Below are 17,083 nucleotides of genomic sequence, written 5' to 3' on the forward strand. Positions count from 1 at the left end.
TCATATCACTTACACAAAATCAATAGGATCAATATCCGCACTTGCATTTTTAAATTGCAAAATATAATTTTCAATTGCCACTAAAGCTTTATGATTTTCACTTCTAAGCAACAAATAAAAACGATATTTTCCATACAGCATTTCAACTCCACAAATTCCATAGCCTACCAATTCTACCTGTTTGATATTTCTAAATTGAGAAGCAAATTTTTCACAAAGTTTTTGTGCACTTTTTTGATCTTTATCTTCTATAAGAACTCTTAAAAGGCGTTTAAATGGGGGGTAAAGATCTTTTCTATTTTCTAACTCATCTTTTAAAAAAGCATCATAATTCTCTATATACCTTTCAAAAAAAGCTCTATTTTTTGTTTGCAAAAGTACTCTTGCTTCGCCTTTACGCCCTGCCCTGCCTGCAACTTGCATAGCTAAAGCTAAAGTTTCTTCACTCGCTCTAAAACTAGGACGCAACAAATATTCATCAAGCCCTAAAATCACACTCAAATCCACACTATGATAATCATGTCCTTTAGCAAGCATAGAAGTGCCAATAAGTATATCGATCTTATTTTCATTAAAGTTTTTTAAAATAGTATTAAGCTTTTTAACGCTTGTGATTTCATCGCTATCAAATTTTGCTATTTTTGCTAAAGGCAAAGCATTTTGCAAAAGCTCTAAAAGTTCAGCAGTCCCCATTTTTCTAGCTTCTAACATTTCTCCTTTGCAACTTGGACAATTTTGCTCTATTAAAGAAGTATAATTACAATAATGACATTTTAAAACATTTTTCTTTTTATGCATACTCATAGCAATAGAACAAAAAGGACATTTTATCGTTTCTCCGCAATCCTTACAAATGATTTGCCTAAAATTAGCCCTTGTAGGTAAAAACACTATAGCTTGCTTTTGATGTTTTAAACTTTTTTCTAATTCACTTAAAAGCATAGGCGTTATACCAAGCTCATTTTCATCATATAAAAAATGTTTTTTACTCTCAAAAAAAGTTCCTTTTAATCTAAAACTTTTTTGTTTGTAAAAGCTCGTTAAAGATGGGGTTGCAGAACCTAAAACCACTTGAATATTATTTTTTTGACCCAAAAAAAGTGCTAAATCTCTTGCATTGATAAAAGGCTGGTTAGAAGCCTTATAAGAATTATCATGTTCTTCATCTACTACAATAAGTCCTAAATTTCTAAAAGGTAAAAACAAAGCCGATCTTGCACCCGCTACTAAAAGCACTTCTCCCTTGCAAAAACGCTCTAAATATTCTTGCTTTTTTTTCTTTGAAATTTTAGAATGCCACAGGAAAAAATTATCCTTAAAATACACTTCTAAACGCTTTTGCATTTGTGGAGTAAGTGCGATTTCTGGCATCAAAAGCAAAGCTTGCTTACCCTGTTCTAAACACTCTTTTATCAAAGAAATATAAATTTCAGTCTTGCCACTACCCGTATCAGCAAAAAGCAAGGAATTATTTTCTTTTTGAAGAAAACTTAAGGCATTTTGTTGTTGATTGCTTAGTTTAGGAGTATCTTTAAAAAACATTTTGTGACATTCATACTTAGGACTAGTTTCAAAAAAACCCAAAACAAAACCAAGTTTTGAAGCATAATAATAAACAATAAAATTTGCCAATTCAAACTGCAAAGGAGTTAGAAAATACCCTGTAATTTCTTTAATTTCTACGGTTTTAAAATCAGGTTTTTGACATTCTTTAAGCACGATAGCTTTAAGGTTTTTTTTAGTTTTTAAATCCACTAATACTTGTGTTAAAGGTTTGATTTCATCAAAACTATGAAAAGTTAAATTATCCAAATACAAACCACAAATTGCAAGTTCATAATATCTTATATCAGATCTTTGCATCTAGAACTTCCTATACACTTTAACAAACCTTCTTTAGAATCATAAATAAATTCAACCATCTCTTTAGCATTTAATGCAAATCTATAGTGATTTTTACCTATTTTTATCCAAGATTTAAAATCAGAATAAATAGGTGTATCAAGCAAAGAATAATCACAATCATTTAAACAATAAAAGAGTTTTTCTTTGGCTTGATTGTTTTGCGCATTATCTAAAATTTCTGGAAAATTTAAATTTTTAAGTCTCATTTGACTACGCATTAAAGCAAGAGCTGAGCTTAGCATTTCATAGTCCATTTTTAATTTTAAAATTTTAACCTCATCTTTTGTAGTATTGATAAAAGATAAAGATAAGCTTGACAAAATTCCCAAAATCAAAATCACAAAAACAAGCTCAAGCAGAGTAAAAGCTTTATTCATTTTGTCGGGAGTTCTTCATTGATTGCTTTTATTAGTTTCTTAAGTTCTCTTTCTAAAATATAATTTTCATAACTTTTTTTAACAAACGCATCTACAAAGCGTTTAAGTTCTATTTTTTTAGTACCGCCAGAAATCAAAGCGATATCATCTTCTAAAAAATTTGCAAATTCTTCACTGCACTTAACAATGAAATCTTTTGCATTAACATTAACAATGACTTGTTTTAGATTATCTGCCAAGAACAGCCTCTATTTTCTTATAAATATCTTCGCTTTCTATATTGCGAGATTTAAGTTCTTCTTCTAAACGCATAATTTGATTACTTTTTGCTTCATTTTGTGCTTTAACGCTTACAAGCTCATTTCTTAAAGCCTCATTGGCTTCACAAACTTCGTTATACTTTTCAATTAATTCATTTACTTTATCTGTCATAGTATTGATTATTTTTTCATCAAACATATTTTTGCCTTCTTAAAAAATTTGTAATTTATGGAAAATATTATTTGATATTGTAGCAGAAAAAAATTTAAATTTAGGTTTTTATTGTCAATTAATTTTTAATTAAAGCATTTTCTTTTAAAATTTTTTCAAAAAATAAAAATAAAGTAGAAAAATGTTAGAACTTACCAGCGAATTTAAACCTAGTCCTGATCAACAAGAAGCCATAAAAGGTATAGTAAAAAGTATAAAAAAAGGCAACAAATATCAAACCTTACTAGGCGTTACAGGAAGTGGAAAAACCTTTACCATGGCAAATGTCATTAAAGAACTTAATATGCCCACTCTTATCATGAGTCACAACAAAAGCCTTTGTGCACAACTTTATAGCGAATTTAAAGGCTTTTTTTCTAAAAATCATGTGGAATATTTTATATCTTATTATGATTATTATCAACCTGAAGCCTATATTCCACGCACTGATGTTTTCATAGAAAAAGACAGCTCCACTAATGAAGACTTAGAGCGTTTAAGACTGAGTGCCACTGCTTCTCTTTTAAGTTATGAAGATGTAGTTTGCATAGCTAGTGTTTCGGCAAATTATGGACTTGGTAATCCAAATGAATACATAGGCATGGTTTTAATCTTTGAACTAGGTATGCAAATTTCACAAAAAGAACTTTTAAAAAAACTTGTAGATATGGGTTATAAAAGAAATGATAATTTTTTTGATCGTGCAGATTTTAGAGTTCAAGGAGATATTATAGATATTTATCCAGCTTATTATGAAGATGAAGTAGTAAGACTTGAATTTTTTGGCGATGAGCTTGATGCTATGTATCATTACAATGTTTTAGAAAATAAAAAAGGTAAAGATTTAAAACGCTTCATACTCTATCCTACAAGCCAGTTTAGTGTAGGTGAAACAAGACTAAAACAAGCGATAAAAGACATAAAAGCAGAACTTAACGAACGCCTTGCTTATTTTGAACATGAAAATAAACTCGTAGAATATCAACGCCTTAAACAAAGGGTTGAATTTGATCTTGAAATGCTTACAAGCACAGGAATGTGTAAAGGCGTTGAAAATTATGCAAGACATTTAACAGGGCTTAAAGAAGGTGATACTCCTTATACGCTTTTTGATTATTTTGCGATTAAAAATAGGAAATTTCTTGTTATAGTCGATGAAAGCCATGTATCTTTACCACAATTTAGAGGTATGTTTGCAGGAGATAGAAGCAGAAAACAAACTTTGGTAGATTATGGTTTTCGTTTACCTTCAGCCTTGGATAATCGTCCTTTAATGTTTGATGAATTTATCCATAAAAATTGTCAATTTCTTTTTGTTTCAGCCACACCTGCACCTTTAGAACTTGAACTTAGCAAAGAAAACATCTTTCATCAAATCATGCGTCCTACAGGACTGCTTGATCCTTTAATAGAGTTAAAAGATAGTGATAATCAGGTTGAAATTTTATTTGATGAGGCTAAAAAAGTCATACAAAGAAACGAGCGAGTTTTAGTAACTGTACTGACTAAAAAACTTGCCGAAGAGCTTACAAGGTATTATTTAGAGCTTGGTATAAAAGTCAAATACATGCACTCAGATATCGATGCTATAGAACGCAATGAAATTATAAGAGGTTTAAGAAGCGGTGCTTTTGATATGCTAATTGGCATTAACTTACTTAGAGAAGGACTAGACCTACCTGAAGTTTCACTCATTGCCATTATGGATGCAGATAAGGAAGGCTTTTTAAGAAGTGCTACAAGTTTAATCCAAACCATGGGAAGAGCAGCTAGAAATGTCAATGGTAAGGTTTTGCTTTTTTGCAAAAAAATCACAAAATCCATGCAAGAAGCTATGGATACCACCAATGAACGCCGCAAACTTCAAATGGCTTATAATAAAAAACACAATATCACGCCGACTTCAGTTAAACGCCATATTGAAGAGAGCTTGAAAAATGAAGAGGATTTGGGCGAAATTTATCGCAAAGGTAAAAAACTAGAAAAAATGCCTGCTAACGAAAGAGCAAAACTTGTCAAAGAGTTAAGAAAACAAATGCTTGAAGCAGCTAAAGCACTTGAGTTTGAAAAAGCTGCTGCAATTAGAGATGAGATTAATAAATTAAGGGATTTATAATAAAAATATATCCCTTGTTCTAACTCCTGCCTCATTAAGTAAAGCACTTAAAATTTCATACTGAAAGTCTTGCAAGGGACGTTTTTCTTTTAAAACTATACCTATAACCCCTTTAGTTTTTTCCCATCTTCTATAGGTAAATACATAGCATTAGCATTAGGCAGGGTATTCGTACAAACACCTGCTCTTTCTTTATTTGTTGCAACCCATTGAGCAATAGCAATCTCATCGGCACTAAAACAATTTTTTAACATTTGCTTATCATCGTTAAAAAAAAGCAAAGGTTTCGATAAAATATTGTTTTTATTTATAGGATAAATAATAATAGGCAAATTTAATAATTTTAAAGCTTGATTTCCAAGTTGTTCCCAAAGCTCTTGTTTGCTTTTCACTCTTGCTAAATTTTCACTATTTTCAAGTAAAATAGCTGTTCTATAAGCTCTTTTAGTGAGTTCTTTAGATTGCAATTTTAATCTTCTAGTAAAAACAGCTGTTAAAAATCCAACTATAAACATAGTTGTAAAAGTAATAATATTTCCACTATCATGAACTTTAAGACTAAAAATAGGTTCTAAAAAGAAAAAATTATAAATCAAAACACTTACCAAAGAAGAATAAAAGGCGAAAATTTTATTGTCAGAAATAAAAGAAGAAGCAAAAACTGCTAAAATAAAAATCATAACTATATTACTTGGCTGAGTATTAAATTTATGAAATACAAAAGCTATAAAAGTTGCTAAAAGCAAAACTCCTGTGATTTTTAAAAAACCTAAAAAATCAAAACCTTTTTTACTTCGTATTTTAGGAGTAGAAATTTGATTTTCATTGACAAGATATAAATCAATATTGGGTGCTTTTTTAGCGACAGCTTCAAAAATCTCTTCTTTAAACTTTTTTTATCTTTATTTTTGCCTAAAACAATTTTAGAGACATTGCTAAGGCTTGAATACTCTGCAATTTGTCTTGCTATATCATCATCATATACGCTAATGATTTCAGCATCAAAACTTTTAGCTAGTTCTATATTTTCTTCTAAGGCTTTTGCTTCTTTAATATTGGGATTTTTTATATAAAGCGCACTCAATTTAGCATGAAAAGCTAAAGCAAGTCTTGCAGCTGCACGAATAACCTTTGCATTTGAAGCATTAATACAAACTAAAATATGCTCTCCAGTATGATAAGCTAAATCATCATTAATAAGCCTTTGTTCACTTGCTCTTAAATTCACTCTTGAAGCAAGTCTTCTTAAGGCAATCTCACGCAAAGCTATAAGTCTTTCTTGGCGAAAGAAATTTTCAAGTGCTAGTTTAGCTTGTTTTTCCTTATAAATTTTACCATCTTGCATTCTTTTTAAAAGCTTATTAGGTTCAATATCAACAAGTTCAAACCTGATCAGCCTCATCAAAAATACGATCAGGAATACGCTCTTTAACTTCTATCTTACTGATATTAGCGACTAAATCATTTAAGCTTTCTAAATGTTGTATATTTAAAGTAGTATAAACATCAATCCCTGCTTTTAGAAGTTCTTCTATATCTTGAAAACGCTTTTCATTACGCAAGCCTTTAGCATTAGTGTGTGCAAGCTCATCTACTAAAACCAAAGCAGGCTTTCTCTTAAGGGTAGCGTCTAAATCAAATTCTTTTAATACTATATTTTTATAAGGAATTTCAAGATTAGCTATACTTTCAAAACCTTGTGTTAAAGCCATTGTTTCAGGTCTATCGTGAGGCTCTATATAGCCTAAAACAACATCAACTCCATTATCCCTTAAAGTTCTAGCTTCACTTAACATAGCATAAGTTTTTCCAGAACCTGCAGCATAACCTAAGAAAATTTTTAATTTTGCAAGTTTGTTTTTTTCTTCTTCCTTAGCTTTAACCTCAAGTTTTTTAGAATTTGTTCAGGACTTTGTCTTTGCATGTTTATTCTTTTTTCATGGCTTTAGCAATAGCTATATTAACAGCTAAAACATTAACCTTTTCTTCCCCAAAAATCCCTAAAAATTTAGACTCGGTATTTTCTTGAATGATTTTTTCTAGTTCTTCTTTGGTGATTTTTGAAGATTGACTTATCCTAGGAATTTGCACTAGGGCTGCTTGAAGACTGATATGAGGATCAAGACCTGATCCTGAAGCACTTAATAAATCCAAAGGAATTTGTTCTTTTGTAATTTGCGGATTTTCATCTAAAAATTTTTGCAAATCTTTTTGCACACGCTCTTTTAAAGCAGGATTTGACATAGCATAATTAAATCCACCTAAACTTACACTGCTTTCATTTGTATCGCTTGTATTGTAATTTGACACAGATGTTCTTGAATGTAGAAAATAAGGTTTATTAAAATCTTGACCCAAAAGCTTTGAACCTACCGCTTTGCTTACATCCAAAGTCGGACGACCTTCTTTATCTACTAAACTTCCACTTGATTGATAAGGAAAAATAAATTTTGCAACTGTATTTAAAGCAAAAGGATAAACAAGAGTACACAATATTAGCATTACCACAAAAAAACTAAGCAAAGTTCTAAACATATCACACTCCTAAAATTCTAAGTATCCAAGCTATAGGAATATCAATTATTTTTTATCCCTATAAAAGGTGCGATCATACCACCCAAACCATAAATACTTAAATTTCTTAAAAGCAAATGCTCGCTTTTCATAGGCTTAAATTTAACTCCACGCATAGCAATAGGTATGAGCAAAGGTATAATAATAGCATTAAAAATAAGTACTGATAAAATAGCGCTTTGCGGGGTAGCTAAATGCATAATATTTAAAATTTGCATTTGAGGTAAAACCACACTAAACATAGCAGGTAAAATAGCAAAATACTTAGCAATATCATTTGCCATACTAAAAGTTGTAAGACTGCCTCTAGTAATAAGCAAACCTTTTCCTATTTCAACTACTTCTAAAATTTTAGTAGGATTAGAATCAAGATCTATCATATTGGCTGCTTCTTTGGCTGCTTGAGTTCCTGAGTTCATAGCTATACCTACATCAGCTTGTGCAAGAGCTGGAGCATCATTGGTTCCATCTCCTGTCATGGCTACTATCTTACCTTGGGCTTGTTCTTTTTTAATAGCTTCTATTTTATCTTCAGGCTTGCATTCTGCTATAAATCCATCAAGCCCTGCTTCTTTGGCTATAGTAGCTGCTGTTAAAGGATTATCTCCGGTACACATTAAAGTTTTTATGCCCATTTTTCTAAGCTCATCAAAGCGCTCTTTAAGTCCTGGTTTTACTGTGTTTTACTGTATCCTTTAGATAAATCACTCTTAAAATTTTTTCATTTTTACACACTACCAAAGGAGTACCACCAAGATTTGAAATTTCCATTACCTTCGTTTCTAAATCGCTAGGAATTTTTCCATTCATTTCGCTTATATAAGCTCTTATAGCATCAAAAGCACCTTTGCGAATTTTTATATTATCTTGCAAATCCACACCACTCATTCTATTTTGAGCGCTAAATTCGATAAATTCTTTAATATCATTACCTTCTAATTCATAACCCATTTTTTGAGCCAATGCAACTATGCTTTTACCTTCTGGAGTTTCATCTTTTAAAGAGGATAAAACACAAGCTTTAATCATTTCTTCTTTACTTATACCTTGAACTTCATAAAATTCATTTGCCAAACGGTTTCCAAAAGTAATCGTTCCTGTTTTATCTAAAATCATAGTATCAACATCACCACAACTTTCAACAGCCTTGCCTGAAAGTGCGATCACATTAAAACGCGTTACCCTGTCCATACCTGCTATTCCTATAGCTGATAAAAGCCCCCCTATAGTTGTAGGAATAAGACATACAAGCAATGCTACTAACCATGAAATAGGCAAACTCACGCCTAAAAATTGCATAAAAGGATATAAACTTACAACCACCACCAAAAAACTCAAACTAAGTACAATTAAAAGAGTATTAAGAGCAATTTCATTTGGAGTTTTTTGACGCGCAGCACCTTCTACAAGATTGATCATTTTATCTAAAAAACTTTCCCCAGCTCCAACTAAAATTTTAATCTTTAAAAAATCAGTTAAAACCGTAGTCCCACCTGTAACAGAAGAAAAATCACCGCCCGCTTCACGCATAACAGGTGCACTTTCACCTGTAATAGCTGATTCATCAACACTTGCAGCACCTTCTATAATTTCTCCATCATTAGGTATAAGTTCACCTGCTTTAACTAAAACTATATCACCTATTTTTAACTCGCTAGAATTAAGCATTTCTTCACTGCCATCACTTTTTATGCGTCTAGCTTTAGAATCCTTTTTGCTTTGTCTTAAGGTAGCTGCTTGGGCTTTACCCCTTCCTTCTGCAATACTTTCTGCAAAATTTGCAAAAAGCAAGATTATAAATAAAATAAAAGTGATTAAGATGTTATAAATTCTTTCATCAGAATTTCCATTAAATAAAGTAGGAAAAATACTTAAAATCAAAGTAAGAATCGATCCAACTTCCACCATAAACATAACAGGATTTTTTACCATCAAGCGTGGATCAAATTTTAAAAATGCTCCTTTTATGGCATTATTTAAAATTTCTTTTGTAATGAGTTTATTTTGTTTTTTAGACATTGACTCTCCTTAATGCCATAAAGATAAATATTCTGCAACGCTTGATAAAGTAAGCACTGGAAAAAAAGTAAGTGCAGCAAAAATATATATAATACAAACAAGCACAAACATAAAAGTTAAATTATCTGTTTTTAAAGAATTTGCAGTATTTTCTTGTGTATTTTTAGCCAAAAGCGATCCAGCTATAGCAAGCTGAGCTATTAAAACCAAATAACGCCCACAAAACATAGCAAAAGCTGTGCTTAAATTCCAAAATAAATTATCATCTTTTAAACCTTCAAGTCCTGAACCATTATTTGCTGCCGAAGAACTAAATTCATACAAAATTTGAGCCAAGTCATGAAAGCTAGGATTGCTTATACTATCTTTTGCAAAAACAACAGCTAATGCACTTAAAACAAGGATTAATAAAGGATGGATAAGAATTACCAAAGCTATAAGCTTCATTTGTGCGCTTTCTATTTTTTTACCCAAGAATTCTGGAGTTCTACCTATCATTAATGCACAAATAAACACGGTTAAGAGCACATAAATAATCATATTCATAAGCCCTACTCCTTCGCCACCGAAAGCTACATTTAGCATCATATTTAGCAAAGTAGCACTGATACTTAATGGATTTAAACTATCGTGCATATTATTAACGCTTCCTGCAGTAAAAGCAGTAGTTACAGCACTAAATAAACTCGAACCATCTGTGCCAAATCTTATTTCTTTACCTTCCAAATTTCCCAAATTTGCATTTAAACCCAAAGAATCCAAATTTGGATTTGACATTTTTTCGCTAAAATAAATTAAAAGCAAAGAAATGATAAAAATAATCCCCATTGCACCAAAAATAACTCCCCCTTCTTTTCCCATAAGAGCAAAACCTTGTCTTTCTTTTCTATGATAAACCATCAATCCAAAAGCTACAACACAGGCACTAGGAATAAGCATCATGGATAAAATTTGCAAAAAATTTGTAAGTAAAGCAGGATTTTCAAAAGGCATGCTTGAATTAGCACCAAAAAAACCACCCCTATTTGTCCCTAAATGTTTTATAGACTCAAGAGCTGCAACAGGACCTGTGGCAATGCTTTGAAATTTATTTTCTAAAGTAAGCACGCTAAAATTTGCGTGATAATTTTACACCACGCCTTCAGAGATAAAATTACAGCCAAAATAAAACTTAAAGGCAACATCAAACGCGTAATAATACGCGTAAAATCTTCATAAAATTCCCATTTGCATACCACATAAAGCACGACAAAAAGCCATACAAGCAGAATATCCACTTGCACTTGAAACAAACATAGCAAGTAAAATGCCTGTATTTTGGGAAAGCAAACTTAAAGCACTCTCTCCACTATAATGCTGAAGGTTTGTATTTGTAGTAAAACTAATTACAGTGTTTAAATTCAAATCCCCTTTCATAGAATTTATCGAATTGGGATTTAAAAAAAGTTTATCTTGCAAATAAAAAATCACGAAAGAAAAAATAGCCACTAAGGCATTAAAAGCAATTAAATGCAAAGAATAATTTTTGCCAAGTCATATTTTTTCTATCAATTGCACAAATTTTATAAATTAAGTTATCAATTGGATTAAAAATAAAATCAAAAATAGTTTTTTTTACAGCTTGCAATTTTATAAAGATAGTTTCCAAAAATTAAAGCCAATATAAAAGCTATAATCAGTGTTATTAAAATTTCTAGCATATTTTTCCTTTAAAATTTTTCAGGATATAATAAGCATAAAATAAATAAAGAGCAAGTATTAAGCTTAAAACTAGTAAAAACATCATCCGCATGTCCTAGTTTGAATTTCACAAAAATGGATAAAAAATCATAAACTACCAAAAGCTAAAAGCAAAAGCAAAGATAACATCCATAGGATAGCCCTTTCTCATTGATTCAAAATAGGATTTATTCTATCCTTGTTAAGCTTATATTTTGATTAATACTAATTTTATGATTTATTTATAATTTTTATTTACATTAAACAAAAAGATAAATGGAGAATTTAGCAGGAACAATCCTGCTAAAATTTTTTAAAGATAGCCCGCTACCATAGCGATAAAATAACCCGCTATACAAGAAGTAATTACACCTATAAGACCTGGTAAAATAAAACTATGATTAATAACAAATTTACCAATATGAGTAGTACCTGATCTGTCAAATTGTATAGTAGCTAAATCGCTTGGATAAGTTGGTAAAATATAATACCCATAACAAGCAGCTGCAAAAGCAACAATCACACCGGGTTCAACACCAATTCCTAAAGCCAAAGGAACAAAAGCCGAAATAGCCGCTGCTTGAGAGTTTACAAATTTCGAAATCAAAAGAAGCATTACAGCATAAGTCCAAGGATGCTCTTTTACTATATCTCCAAGCACTGCTTTCATCATAGGAGTATGAACTGCAAACATAGTATCAGCCATCCAAGAAATTCCAAAAACCGCAACAAGTGCTATCATGCCAGATTTAAAAATTTCATTAGAGCCAATTTTCTTTGCATCTGTTTTAGTAAAGATAACAATCAAAGAACCTGCTAAAAGCATGAACATTTGAATGACTGAGACCATAGATAAAACGTCCATTTTAGGATTGCCTAAAGCATCTACTTGAGGAATGCCATTTTTTACAACTTGACCCCAATTTGGACGTAAAAAATCAAATACGCCCAGTAAAGCCACTAAAACAATAGCTCCTAAGAAAATCCACATTGCAACCCAATTGCTCTTTGGAAGTTTAACACCTAAAAGTGTTTTAGAATCCCCATAAACATATTTTTTAAATTCAGGATCTTTAAGTTTTTCTTGAAATACCTCATCTTTATCCAAATCCTTCCCTCTAAACCAAGAAAAAATTCCTACACACAATACGCCAAACAATGTACTAGGTATAGTAATTTGAAGAAGATTGATATAACCATCAAAACCCGCTAATTTATGATTAGCATTTAAAAGCAAAGCGGTCAAACTCACAACAGCCACAGATACAGGAGATGCAATAATACCCATTTGTGATGATATAGAAGCTGCTGCCATTGGACGCTCGGGACGAATACCGTTTTTAATCGCTATATCGTAAATAATAGGCATAATAGTATAAACCACATGTCCTGTTCCACAAAGTATAGTCAAAAAGCAGGTTACAAAAGGCGCTAATATCGTTAAAAATTTAGGATTGCGTCTTAAAATTCTTTCTGCTATTTGAAGCATAACATCAAGACCACCACTTGCTTGCAAAGTTGCACTTGCAACCACTACCGCTAAAATTGTAAGCATAACATCTATAGCTGGTTTTCCAGGTTTTATATGAAAAGCAAATACAAGCATTAAAATACCTATACCACCAAGCAAACCAAGCGCTATACCACCTTTTTTTGCACCGTAAAAAAGACAAATTAAAACGATAATGATTTGGATTGCAAATTGCCCTCCCTCACTAAGGCTTGTTAAAAAGTCCATTTTAACTCCTTTGAAAATTAATATTTAAAAACAGTTATTATTGTATCACATTTTTAAATTAAAGAATAATATTTCTAAAAATAAAACAATAATTTTTTATATTATTTAAATTAAATTTAAATATAAAACAAAAGTGTAATGGGTTTGATAGATTGATAGAATTTTATCCTTCAAGTTCATATAATTTTTTTCTATCTGTAGAGCTTGCTATATTAAGATGTTTGCGATATTTTGTAATAGTTCTTCGCCCTATATCTACTTTAAATTCTTCTTTGATTAATTCTAAAATTTTACTATCGCTTAAAGGTTTATTGCGATCTTCATTCTTTACTAAATTTGCCACAAATTCTTTAACACCTACATTTGAAGTCTCTCCCTCTTCATCAAGAGCAAAAGCAAAAAAATCACGCAAAGGGATAAGTCCTCTTTCACAACTTAAATATTTATTTGCCACAGCTCTTGATATAGTCGAAGCATTGCGTTCTAAATCAAGTGCTAAATCCTTAAAAGTCATAGGTTTTATCTCTTTTCCCATGAAAAAATCATATTGATATTCTACTATCATAAGCCCTATTTTATAAAGAGTAGCTTTTCTCATCGCTAAAGCATCAACTAAATTTTTTGCTTCTTTGATGTAATGACTTAAAAAATCATGCTCTAAACCATCAGTTTGGATTGAAATTTCAGGATAATAATCATCATTGATTTTTACTTTAATTTCACCATTTTCTTTATAAACAAAAATATCAGGAACAATTATACGAGAATCTTCAAAATATTCCAAAAAAGGGGGAGTGCTAAAGCGCTTAAGTACAGCTAATGCTTCTTTATATAAAGGCTCTTTGGTATAGTTTTGTATATTTTCAAAATCCATAATCAACATTCTACAAAACTCATCAATATCTTCATCTAACTCCATATTTTCAAGAGCAAATAAAAATGCTTCTTTATAATCTTTAGCTCCCACTCCTACAGGATCTAAAAATTTAAATCTTGCTCTTACTCGCTCAATTTCTTCCAAAGAATACTCTTTTAAAAATTCTTCATCGTATTCAAAATATCCTTCCTCATTTAAGCATTCTATAATTTTTTTTGCAAGTTCTTGAGATTTGTTTGTAGGAAACAAAGGAGGAAGAATCTGTTCATTTAAAAGCTCATAAACACTTTTTTTGGCAAGTCCTTTACTATCCACAAAAGCCGAATTTACATTATGTTTATAAAATGAATCAAAATAATTCTTACCCTTATCATGAGTTTGTATCGAATCTTGAACATTTAAGAAAGGATTATCCTCAGCAAATTTATCTAAATTTTCTTTTAAATCCTCTATATTTGCTTGTAAAATCGGCAACCAAGAGCGTAAAGTTTGAGAAATTTTAGTCTTGGGTGCTTGGGTGATTTTTTGCTTTAACATCAATCAAGGAGTTTAAACTCCGCTCCTAAATAATACTTTTTCACGTCTTTATTGGTTGCAATTTCATCAGCATTCCCACTAGCAAGCAAAGAGCCCGATCTTATAACATAAGCTCTATCACAAATAGCCAAAGTCTCACGCACATTATGATCGGTAATTAAAACCCCAATCCCCAATCTTTTAAGCTCTTTAATTAAAGTTTGAATTTCAGCCACTGCTATAGGATCAACACCTGCAAAAGGCTCATCAAGAAGCAAAAACTTAGGTTCACACATCAAGCTTCTAGCGATCTCACAACGCCTTCTTTCACCTCCACTTAAACTTAAACCTTTCCTTAAACGAATAGGCTCTATACTTAAGAGTTCAAGCATTTGCTCAACTTTATCATGTAAAATTTTTTTATCTTTATAAAAAATCTGAGCCGCTAAAAGCAGGTTATCTTCTACACTTAAATCCTTAAAAATACTACTTTCTTGAGGTAAATAACCTATCCCTGATCTAGCTCTTTTGTTTAAAGGATCTTTTGTCACATCTAAACCGTCTAAAAGAACTTTTCCACTACTTGGGGAAATAAGTCCACATATCATATAAAAAGTTGTCGTTTTTCCTGCACCATTTGGCCCTAAAAGTCCTACAACTTCTCCGCTATTAACCTCTAAAGAAATTCCATGTATAATCTTAGTTTTTTTAATAATTTTTTCTAAATTTACAATTTCTAATTTACTCATAAATTTCATACTTTCTTTTGTCATCTTTAATGCTAATTTTAATCTGGATAGTAGAAATTCCAAATTTCATTAAAGTTTTTTTCAAATTTTCACCGCCCCATTCAACCAAATGCAAACCTTTTTCAAAAAAATTTTCAAATAAACCATTCGCTAAAAGTCCTTCTAAACCTTCTTGATAAATATCATAATGATAAATGCAAATATCATGATTTTCATATCTTTGCATAATGGAAAAAGTTGGAGAATCCACCCTTGCATCAAGACCAAGAAATTTAACCCAAGCTTGCACTAAGCTTGTTTTTCCGCTAGCCAAATCTCCTTGAAGCAAAACAACACCTTCTTTAGGCATTATTTGAAGCATCGTTTTGATCTCATTTTTTGCTAAAATAAATTCTTTCATAATTTTACCACATATTCATTTTGTGCGTTTTTAGGAATACTTTTCGTGCTAGGTATAGCTAGGACTTTATATTTTTGAGTGTATTCAGTAAAATGTAAAGTGATAATATCACCCACCTTAACCTCTTTACTCGCTTTAACAATAACGCCATTAATCCCCACTACACCACTTTTACACATATCTTCAGAAATAGCTCTTCTTTTCGTGATATTAACTACATTTAAAAATTTATCTACTCTCATAAAAGCAATTTTAGCAAAAAAAATCAATTTTTGGAACAAAATTTGCTTACGCCTTTGCTTTATTTTTTAAGAAAATAGCAAGTAAAAACTTTTCTTTAATGAAATTTGGATACAATTTTACAATTTTCAAATCTATTTTAACAAAGGATATCTTATGAAAAATGAAGTAAAAAAAGTAGTTTTAGCGTATTCTGGGGGGCTTGATACGAGCATTATTTTAAAATGGCTTCAAGATGAGTATAATTGTGAAGTTGTAACTTTTACAGCAGATATTGGTCAAGGTGAAGAACTCGAACCTGCAAGAAAAAAAGCCCTTTCTTTAGGCATAAAAGAAGAAAATATTTTCATTAAAGATTTAAGAGATGAATTTGTTAAAGATTATGTATTTCCTATGTTTAGAGCCAATGCGATTTATGAAGGAGAATATCTTTTAGGAACAAGTATAGCAAGACCACTTATAGCAAAAACTCAAGCACAAATCGCCCTGCAAACAGGTGCTGATGCAGTAAGTCATGGTGCCACAGGTAAAGGAAATGATCAAGTGCGTTTTGAACTTGGTTATCTTGCTTTTAATCCCGATTTAAAAATCATCGCTCCATGGCGTGAGTGGGATTTAAACAGTCGCGAAAAGCTCCTTGCTTATGCACAAAAACACGGTATTGATATTTCTAAGAAAAAAGGAAAATCTCCTTATTCTATGGACGCAAATTTACTTCATATTTCTTACGAAGGACTTGTCTTAGAAGATCCTGCACACGCACCTGAAGAAGATATGTGGAGATGGAGTAAAAGCCCAAAAGATGCTCCAAATGAAAGTGAAATTATAGAACTTGATTTCCAAAAAGGAGATTTAGTAGCGATAAATGGAGAAAAACTAAGTCCTGCAGGACTTTTAACCAAACTTAACGAACTAGGCTGCAAACACGGTATAGGACGCCTTGATATAGTAGAAAATCGCTATGTAGGTATGAAAAGCCGTGGTTGTTACGAAACACCAGGTGGTACCATACTTTTAAAAGCACACAGGGCGCTTGAAAGCATCACGCTTGATAGAGAAGCAGCACACTTAAAAGATGAACTCATGCCAAAATACGCAAGTTTAATTTACAATGGCTATTGGTTCTCGCCTGAAAGAATGATGCTTCAAGCCTTAATCGATGAGTCTCAAATTCACGCCAATGGCAGAGTAAAACTCGAGCTTTATAAAGGCAATGTGATGGTTATAGGACGAGAAAGTTCGAACGATAGCTTGTTTAACGCAGCTTATTGTACTTTTGAAGAAGATGAAGTGTACAATCAAAAAGATGCAGCAGGCTTTATCAAGCTTAATGCTTTGCGTTTTATCATCGCAGGAAAAAATGGAAGAAAATTTTAATAAAG

At 31.4% G+C, this 17,083-nt stretch carries 18 protein-coding genes and 2 pseudogenes; 2 read left to right on the forward strand and 18 right to left on the reverse strand.

Translation table 11 applies throughout. From position 1 onward, the window contains the following. Positions 1–9 precede the first annotated feature (9 nt). The 4 genes from FBF15_RS04765 to FBF15_RS04780 are packed head-to-tail and all read right to left on the reverse strand — an operon-like array spanning position 10 to position 2,741. Complete coding sequence (locus FBF15_RS04765) at positions 10–1,863, reverse strand: primosomal protein N' (protein WP_002873331.1); 1,854 nt, start codon at positions 1,861–1,863, stop codon at positions 10–12. Continuing rightward, positions 1,845–2,282, reverse strand: coding sequence for a prepilin-type N-terminal cleavage/methylation domain-containing protein (locus FBF15_RS04770; RefSeq protein WP_002852324.1), 438 nt, complete (start codon positions 2,280–2,282; stop codon positions 1,845–1,847). The genes FBF15_RS04765 and FBF15_RS04770 overlap by 19 nt, the downstream gene beginning before the upstream one ends. Then, positions 2,279–2,521, reverse strand: coding sequence for a hypothetical protein (locus FBF15_RS04775; RefSeq protein ID WP_002854947.1), 243 nt, complete (start codon positions 2,519–2,521; stop codon positions 2,279–2,281). The genes FBF15_RS04770 and FBF15_RS04775 overlap by 4 nt, the downstream gene beginning before the upstream one ends. Continuing rightward, complete coding sequence (locus tag FBF15_RS04780; RefSeq protein ID WP_002852327.1) at positions 2,511–2,741, reverse strand: hypothetical protein; 231 nt, start codon at positions 2,739–2,741, stop codon at positions 2,511–2,513. The genes FBF15_RS04775 and FBF15_RS04780 overlap by 11 nt, the downstream gene beginning before the upstream one ends. 154 nt (positions 2,742–2,895) lie before the next feature. Between FBF15_RS04780 and uvrB the strand changes: the two genes are divergently transcribed. Continuing rightward, on the forward strand, positions 2,896–4,869 hold the full coding sequence (uvrB, locus tag FBF15_RS04785) for an excinuclease ABC subunit UvrB (RefSeq protein WP_038816781.1): 1,974 nt from the start codon (positions 2,896–2,898) through the stop codon (positions 4,867–4,869). A 101-nt stretch (positions 4,870–4,970) separates the two neighbouring features. Here the strand turns inward: uvrB and FBF15_RS09660 are convergent, their stop codons facing one another. The 14 genes and pseudogenes from FBF15_RS09660 to FBF15_RS04835 form a co-directional block, all read right to left on the reverse strand. After that, the gene (locus FBF15_RS09660; RefSeq protein WP_223212446.1) at positions 4,971–5,615 is read right to left on the reverse strand and encodes a DUF4118 domain-containing protein; all 645 of its coding nucleotides are present in this window, start codon (positions 5,613–5,615) and stop codon (positions 4,971–4,973) included. Between the two features lie 23 nt (positions 5,616–5,638). Then, positions 5,639–6,271, reverse strand: a complete 633-nt coding sequence (locus FBF15_RS09665) for a hypothetical protein (RefSeq protein WP_230100280.1) — start codon at positions 6,269–6,271, stop codon at positions 5,639–5,641. Next, entirely contained in the window at positions 6,252–6,665 is a 414-nt protein-coding gene (locus FBF15_RS09670; RefSeq protein ID WP_237925952.1) for a hypothetical protein, read from the reverse strand. The genes FBF15_RS09665 and FBF15_RS09670 overlap by 20 nt, the downstream gene beginning before the upstream one ends. A 130-nt stretch (positions 6,666–6,795) precedes the next feature. Next, a complete protein-coding gene (kdpC, locus tag FBF15_RS04795; protein WP_038816783.1) occupies positions 6,796–7,404 on the reverse strand; it encodes a potassium-transporting ATPase subunit KdpC in 609 nt (202 codons plus the stop codon). A gap of 1 nt (position 7,405) precedes the next feature. Further along, a pseudogene (gene kdpB, locus FBF15_RS04800) lies at positions 7,406–9,462 on the reverse strand (potassium-transporting ATPase subunit KdpB). A gap of 9 nt (positions 9,463–9,471) precedes the next feature. Beyond that, positions 9,472–10,569 carry a potassium-transporting ATPase subunit KdpA gene (kdpA, locus tag FBF15_RS04805; RefSeq protein ID WP_038816784.1) on the reverse strand — a complete coding sequence of 366 codons (1,098 nt, stop codon included), beginning with the start codon at positions 10,567–10,569 and terminating at the stop codon, positions 9,472–9,474. Next, positions 10,557–10,646: a hypothetical protein gene (locus FBF15_RS09875; protein ID WP_250485199.1), complete on the reverse strand. Its 90-nt coding sequence runs from the start codon at positions 10,644–10,646 to the stop codon at positions 10,557–10,559. Before FBF15_RS09875 ends, kdpA begins: the two co-directional genes overlap by 13 nt. A gap of 28 nt (positions 10,647–10,674) precedes the next feature. Then, positions 10,675–10,977 (reverse strand): potassium-transporting ATPase subunit KdpA, encoded by a 303-nt coding sequence (locus FBF15_RS09880; protein WP_002859597.1) that lies wholly within the window; start codon positions 10,975–10,977, stop codon positions 10,675–10,677. A gap of 194 nt (positions 10,978–11,171) precedes the next feature. Next, positions 11,172–11,353: pseudogene (kdpF, locus tag FBF15_RS04810) on the reverse strand (K(+)-transporting ATPase subunit F). 141 nt (positions 11,354–11,494) lie between these two features. Then, positions 11,495–12,919, reverse strand: coding sequence for an anaerobic C4-dicarboxylate transporter (locus FBF15_RS04815; RefSeq protein ID WP_038816785.1), 1,425 nt, complete (start codon positions 12,917–12,919; stop codon positions 11,495–11,497). A 163-nt stretch (positions 12,920–13,082) separates the two neighbouring features. Further along, complete coding sequence (locus FBF15_RS04820) at positions 13,083–14,333, reverse strand: RNA polymerase factor sigma-54 (RefSeq protein WP_002854994.1); 1,251 nt, start codon at positions 14,331–14,333, stop codon at positions 13,083–13,085. Further along, on the reverse strand, positions 14,333–15,061 hold the full coding sequence (lptB, locus tag FBF15_RS04825) for an LPS export ABC transporter ATP-binding protein (protein WP_002855252.1): 729 nt from the start codon (positions 15,059–15,061) through the stop codon (positions 14,333–14,335). Before lptB ends, FBF15_RS04820 begins: the two co-directional genes overlap by 1 nt. Further along, on the reverse strand, positions 15,054–15,461 hold the full coding sequence (gene tsaE, locus FBF15_RS04830) for a tRNA (adenosine(37)-N6)-threonylcarbamoyltransferase complex ATPase subunit type 1 TsaE (protein WP_002867644.1): 408 nt from the start codon (positions 15,459–15,461) through the stop codon (positions 15,054–15,056). The genes lptB and tsaE overlap by 8 nt, the downstream gene beginning before the upstream one ends. Then, entirely contained in the window at positions 15,458–15,703 is a 246-nt protein-coding gene (locus tag FBF15_RS04835; RefSeq protein WP_002860004.1) for an RNA-binding S4 domain-containing protein, read from the reverse strand. The genes tsaE and FBF15_RS04835 overlap by 4 nt, the downstream gene beginning before the upstream one ends. A gap of 154 nt (positions 15,704–15,857) precedes the next feature. Between FBF15_RS04835 and FBF15_RS04840 the strand changes: the two genes are divergently transcribed. Beyond that, on the forward strand, positions 15,858–17,078 hold the full coding sequence (locus tag FBF15_RS04840; RefSeq protein WP_002860003.1) for an argininosuccinate synthase: 1,221 nt from the start codon (positions 15,858–15,860) through the stop codon (positions 17,076–17,078). Positions 17,079–17,083: the final 5 nt, after the last annotated feature.

The sequence above is a fragment of the Campylobacter sp. CFSAN093233 genome (assembly GCF_011068165.1).
GTDB lineage: Bacteria > Campylobacterota > Campylobacteria > Campylobacterales > Campylobacteraceae > Campylobacter_D > Campylobacter_D jejuni.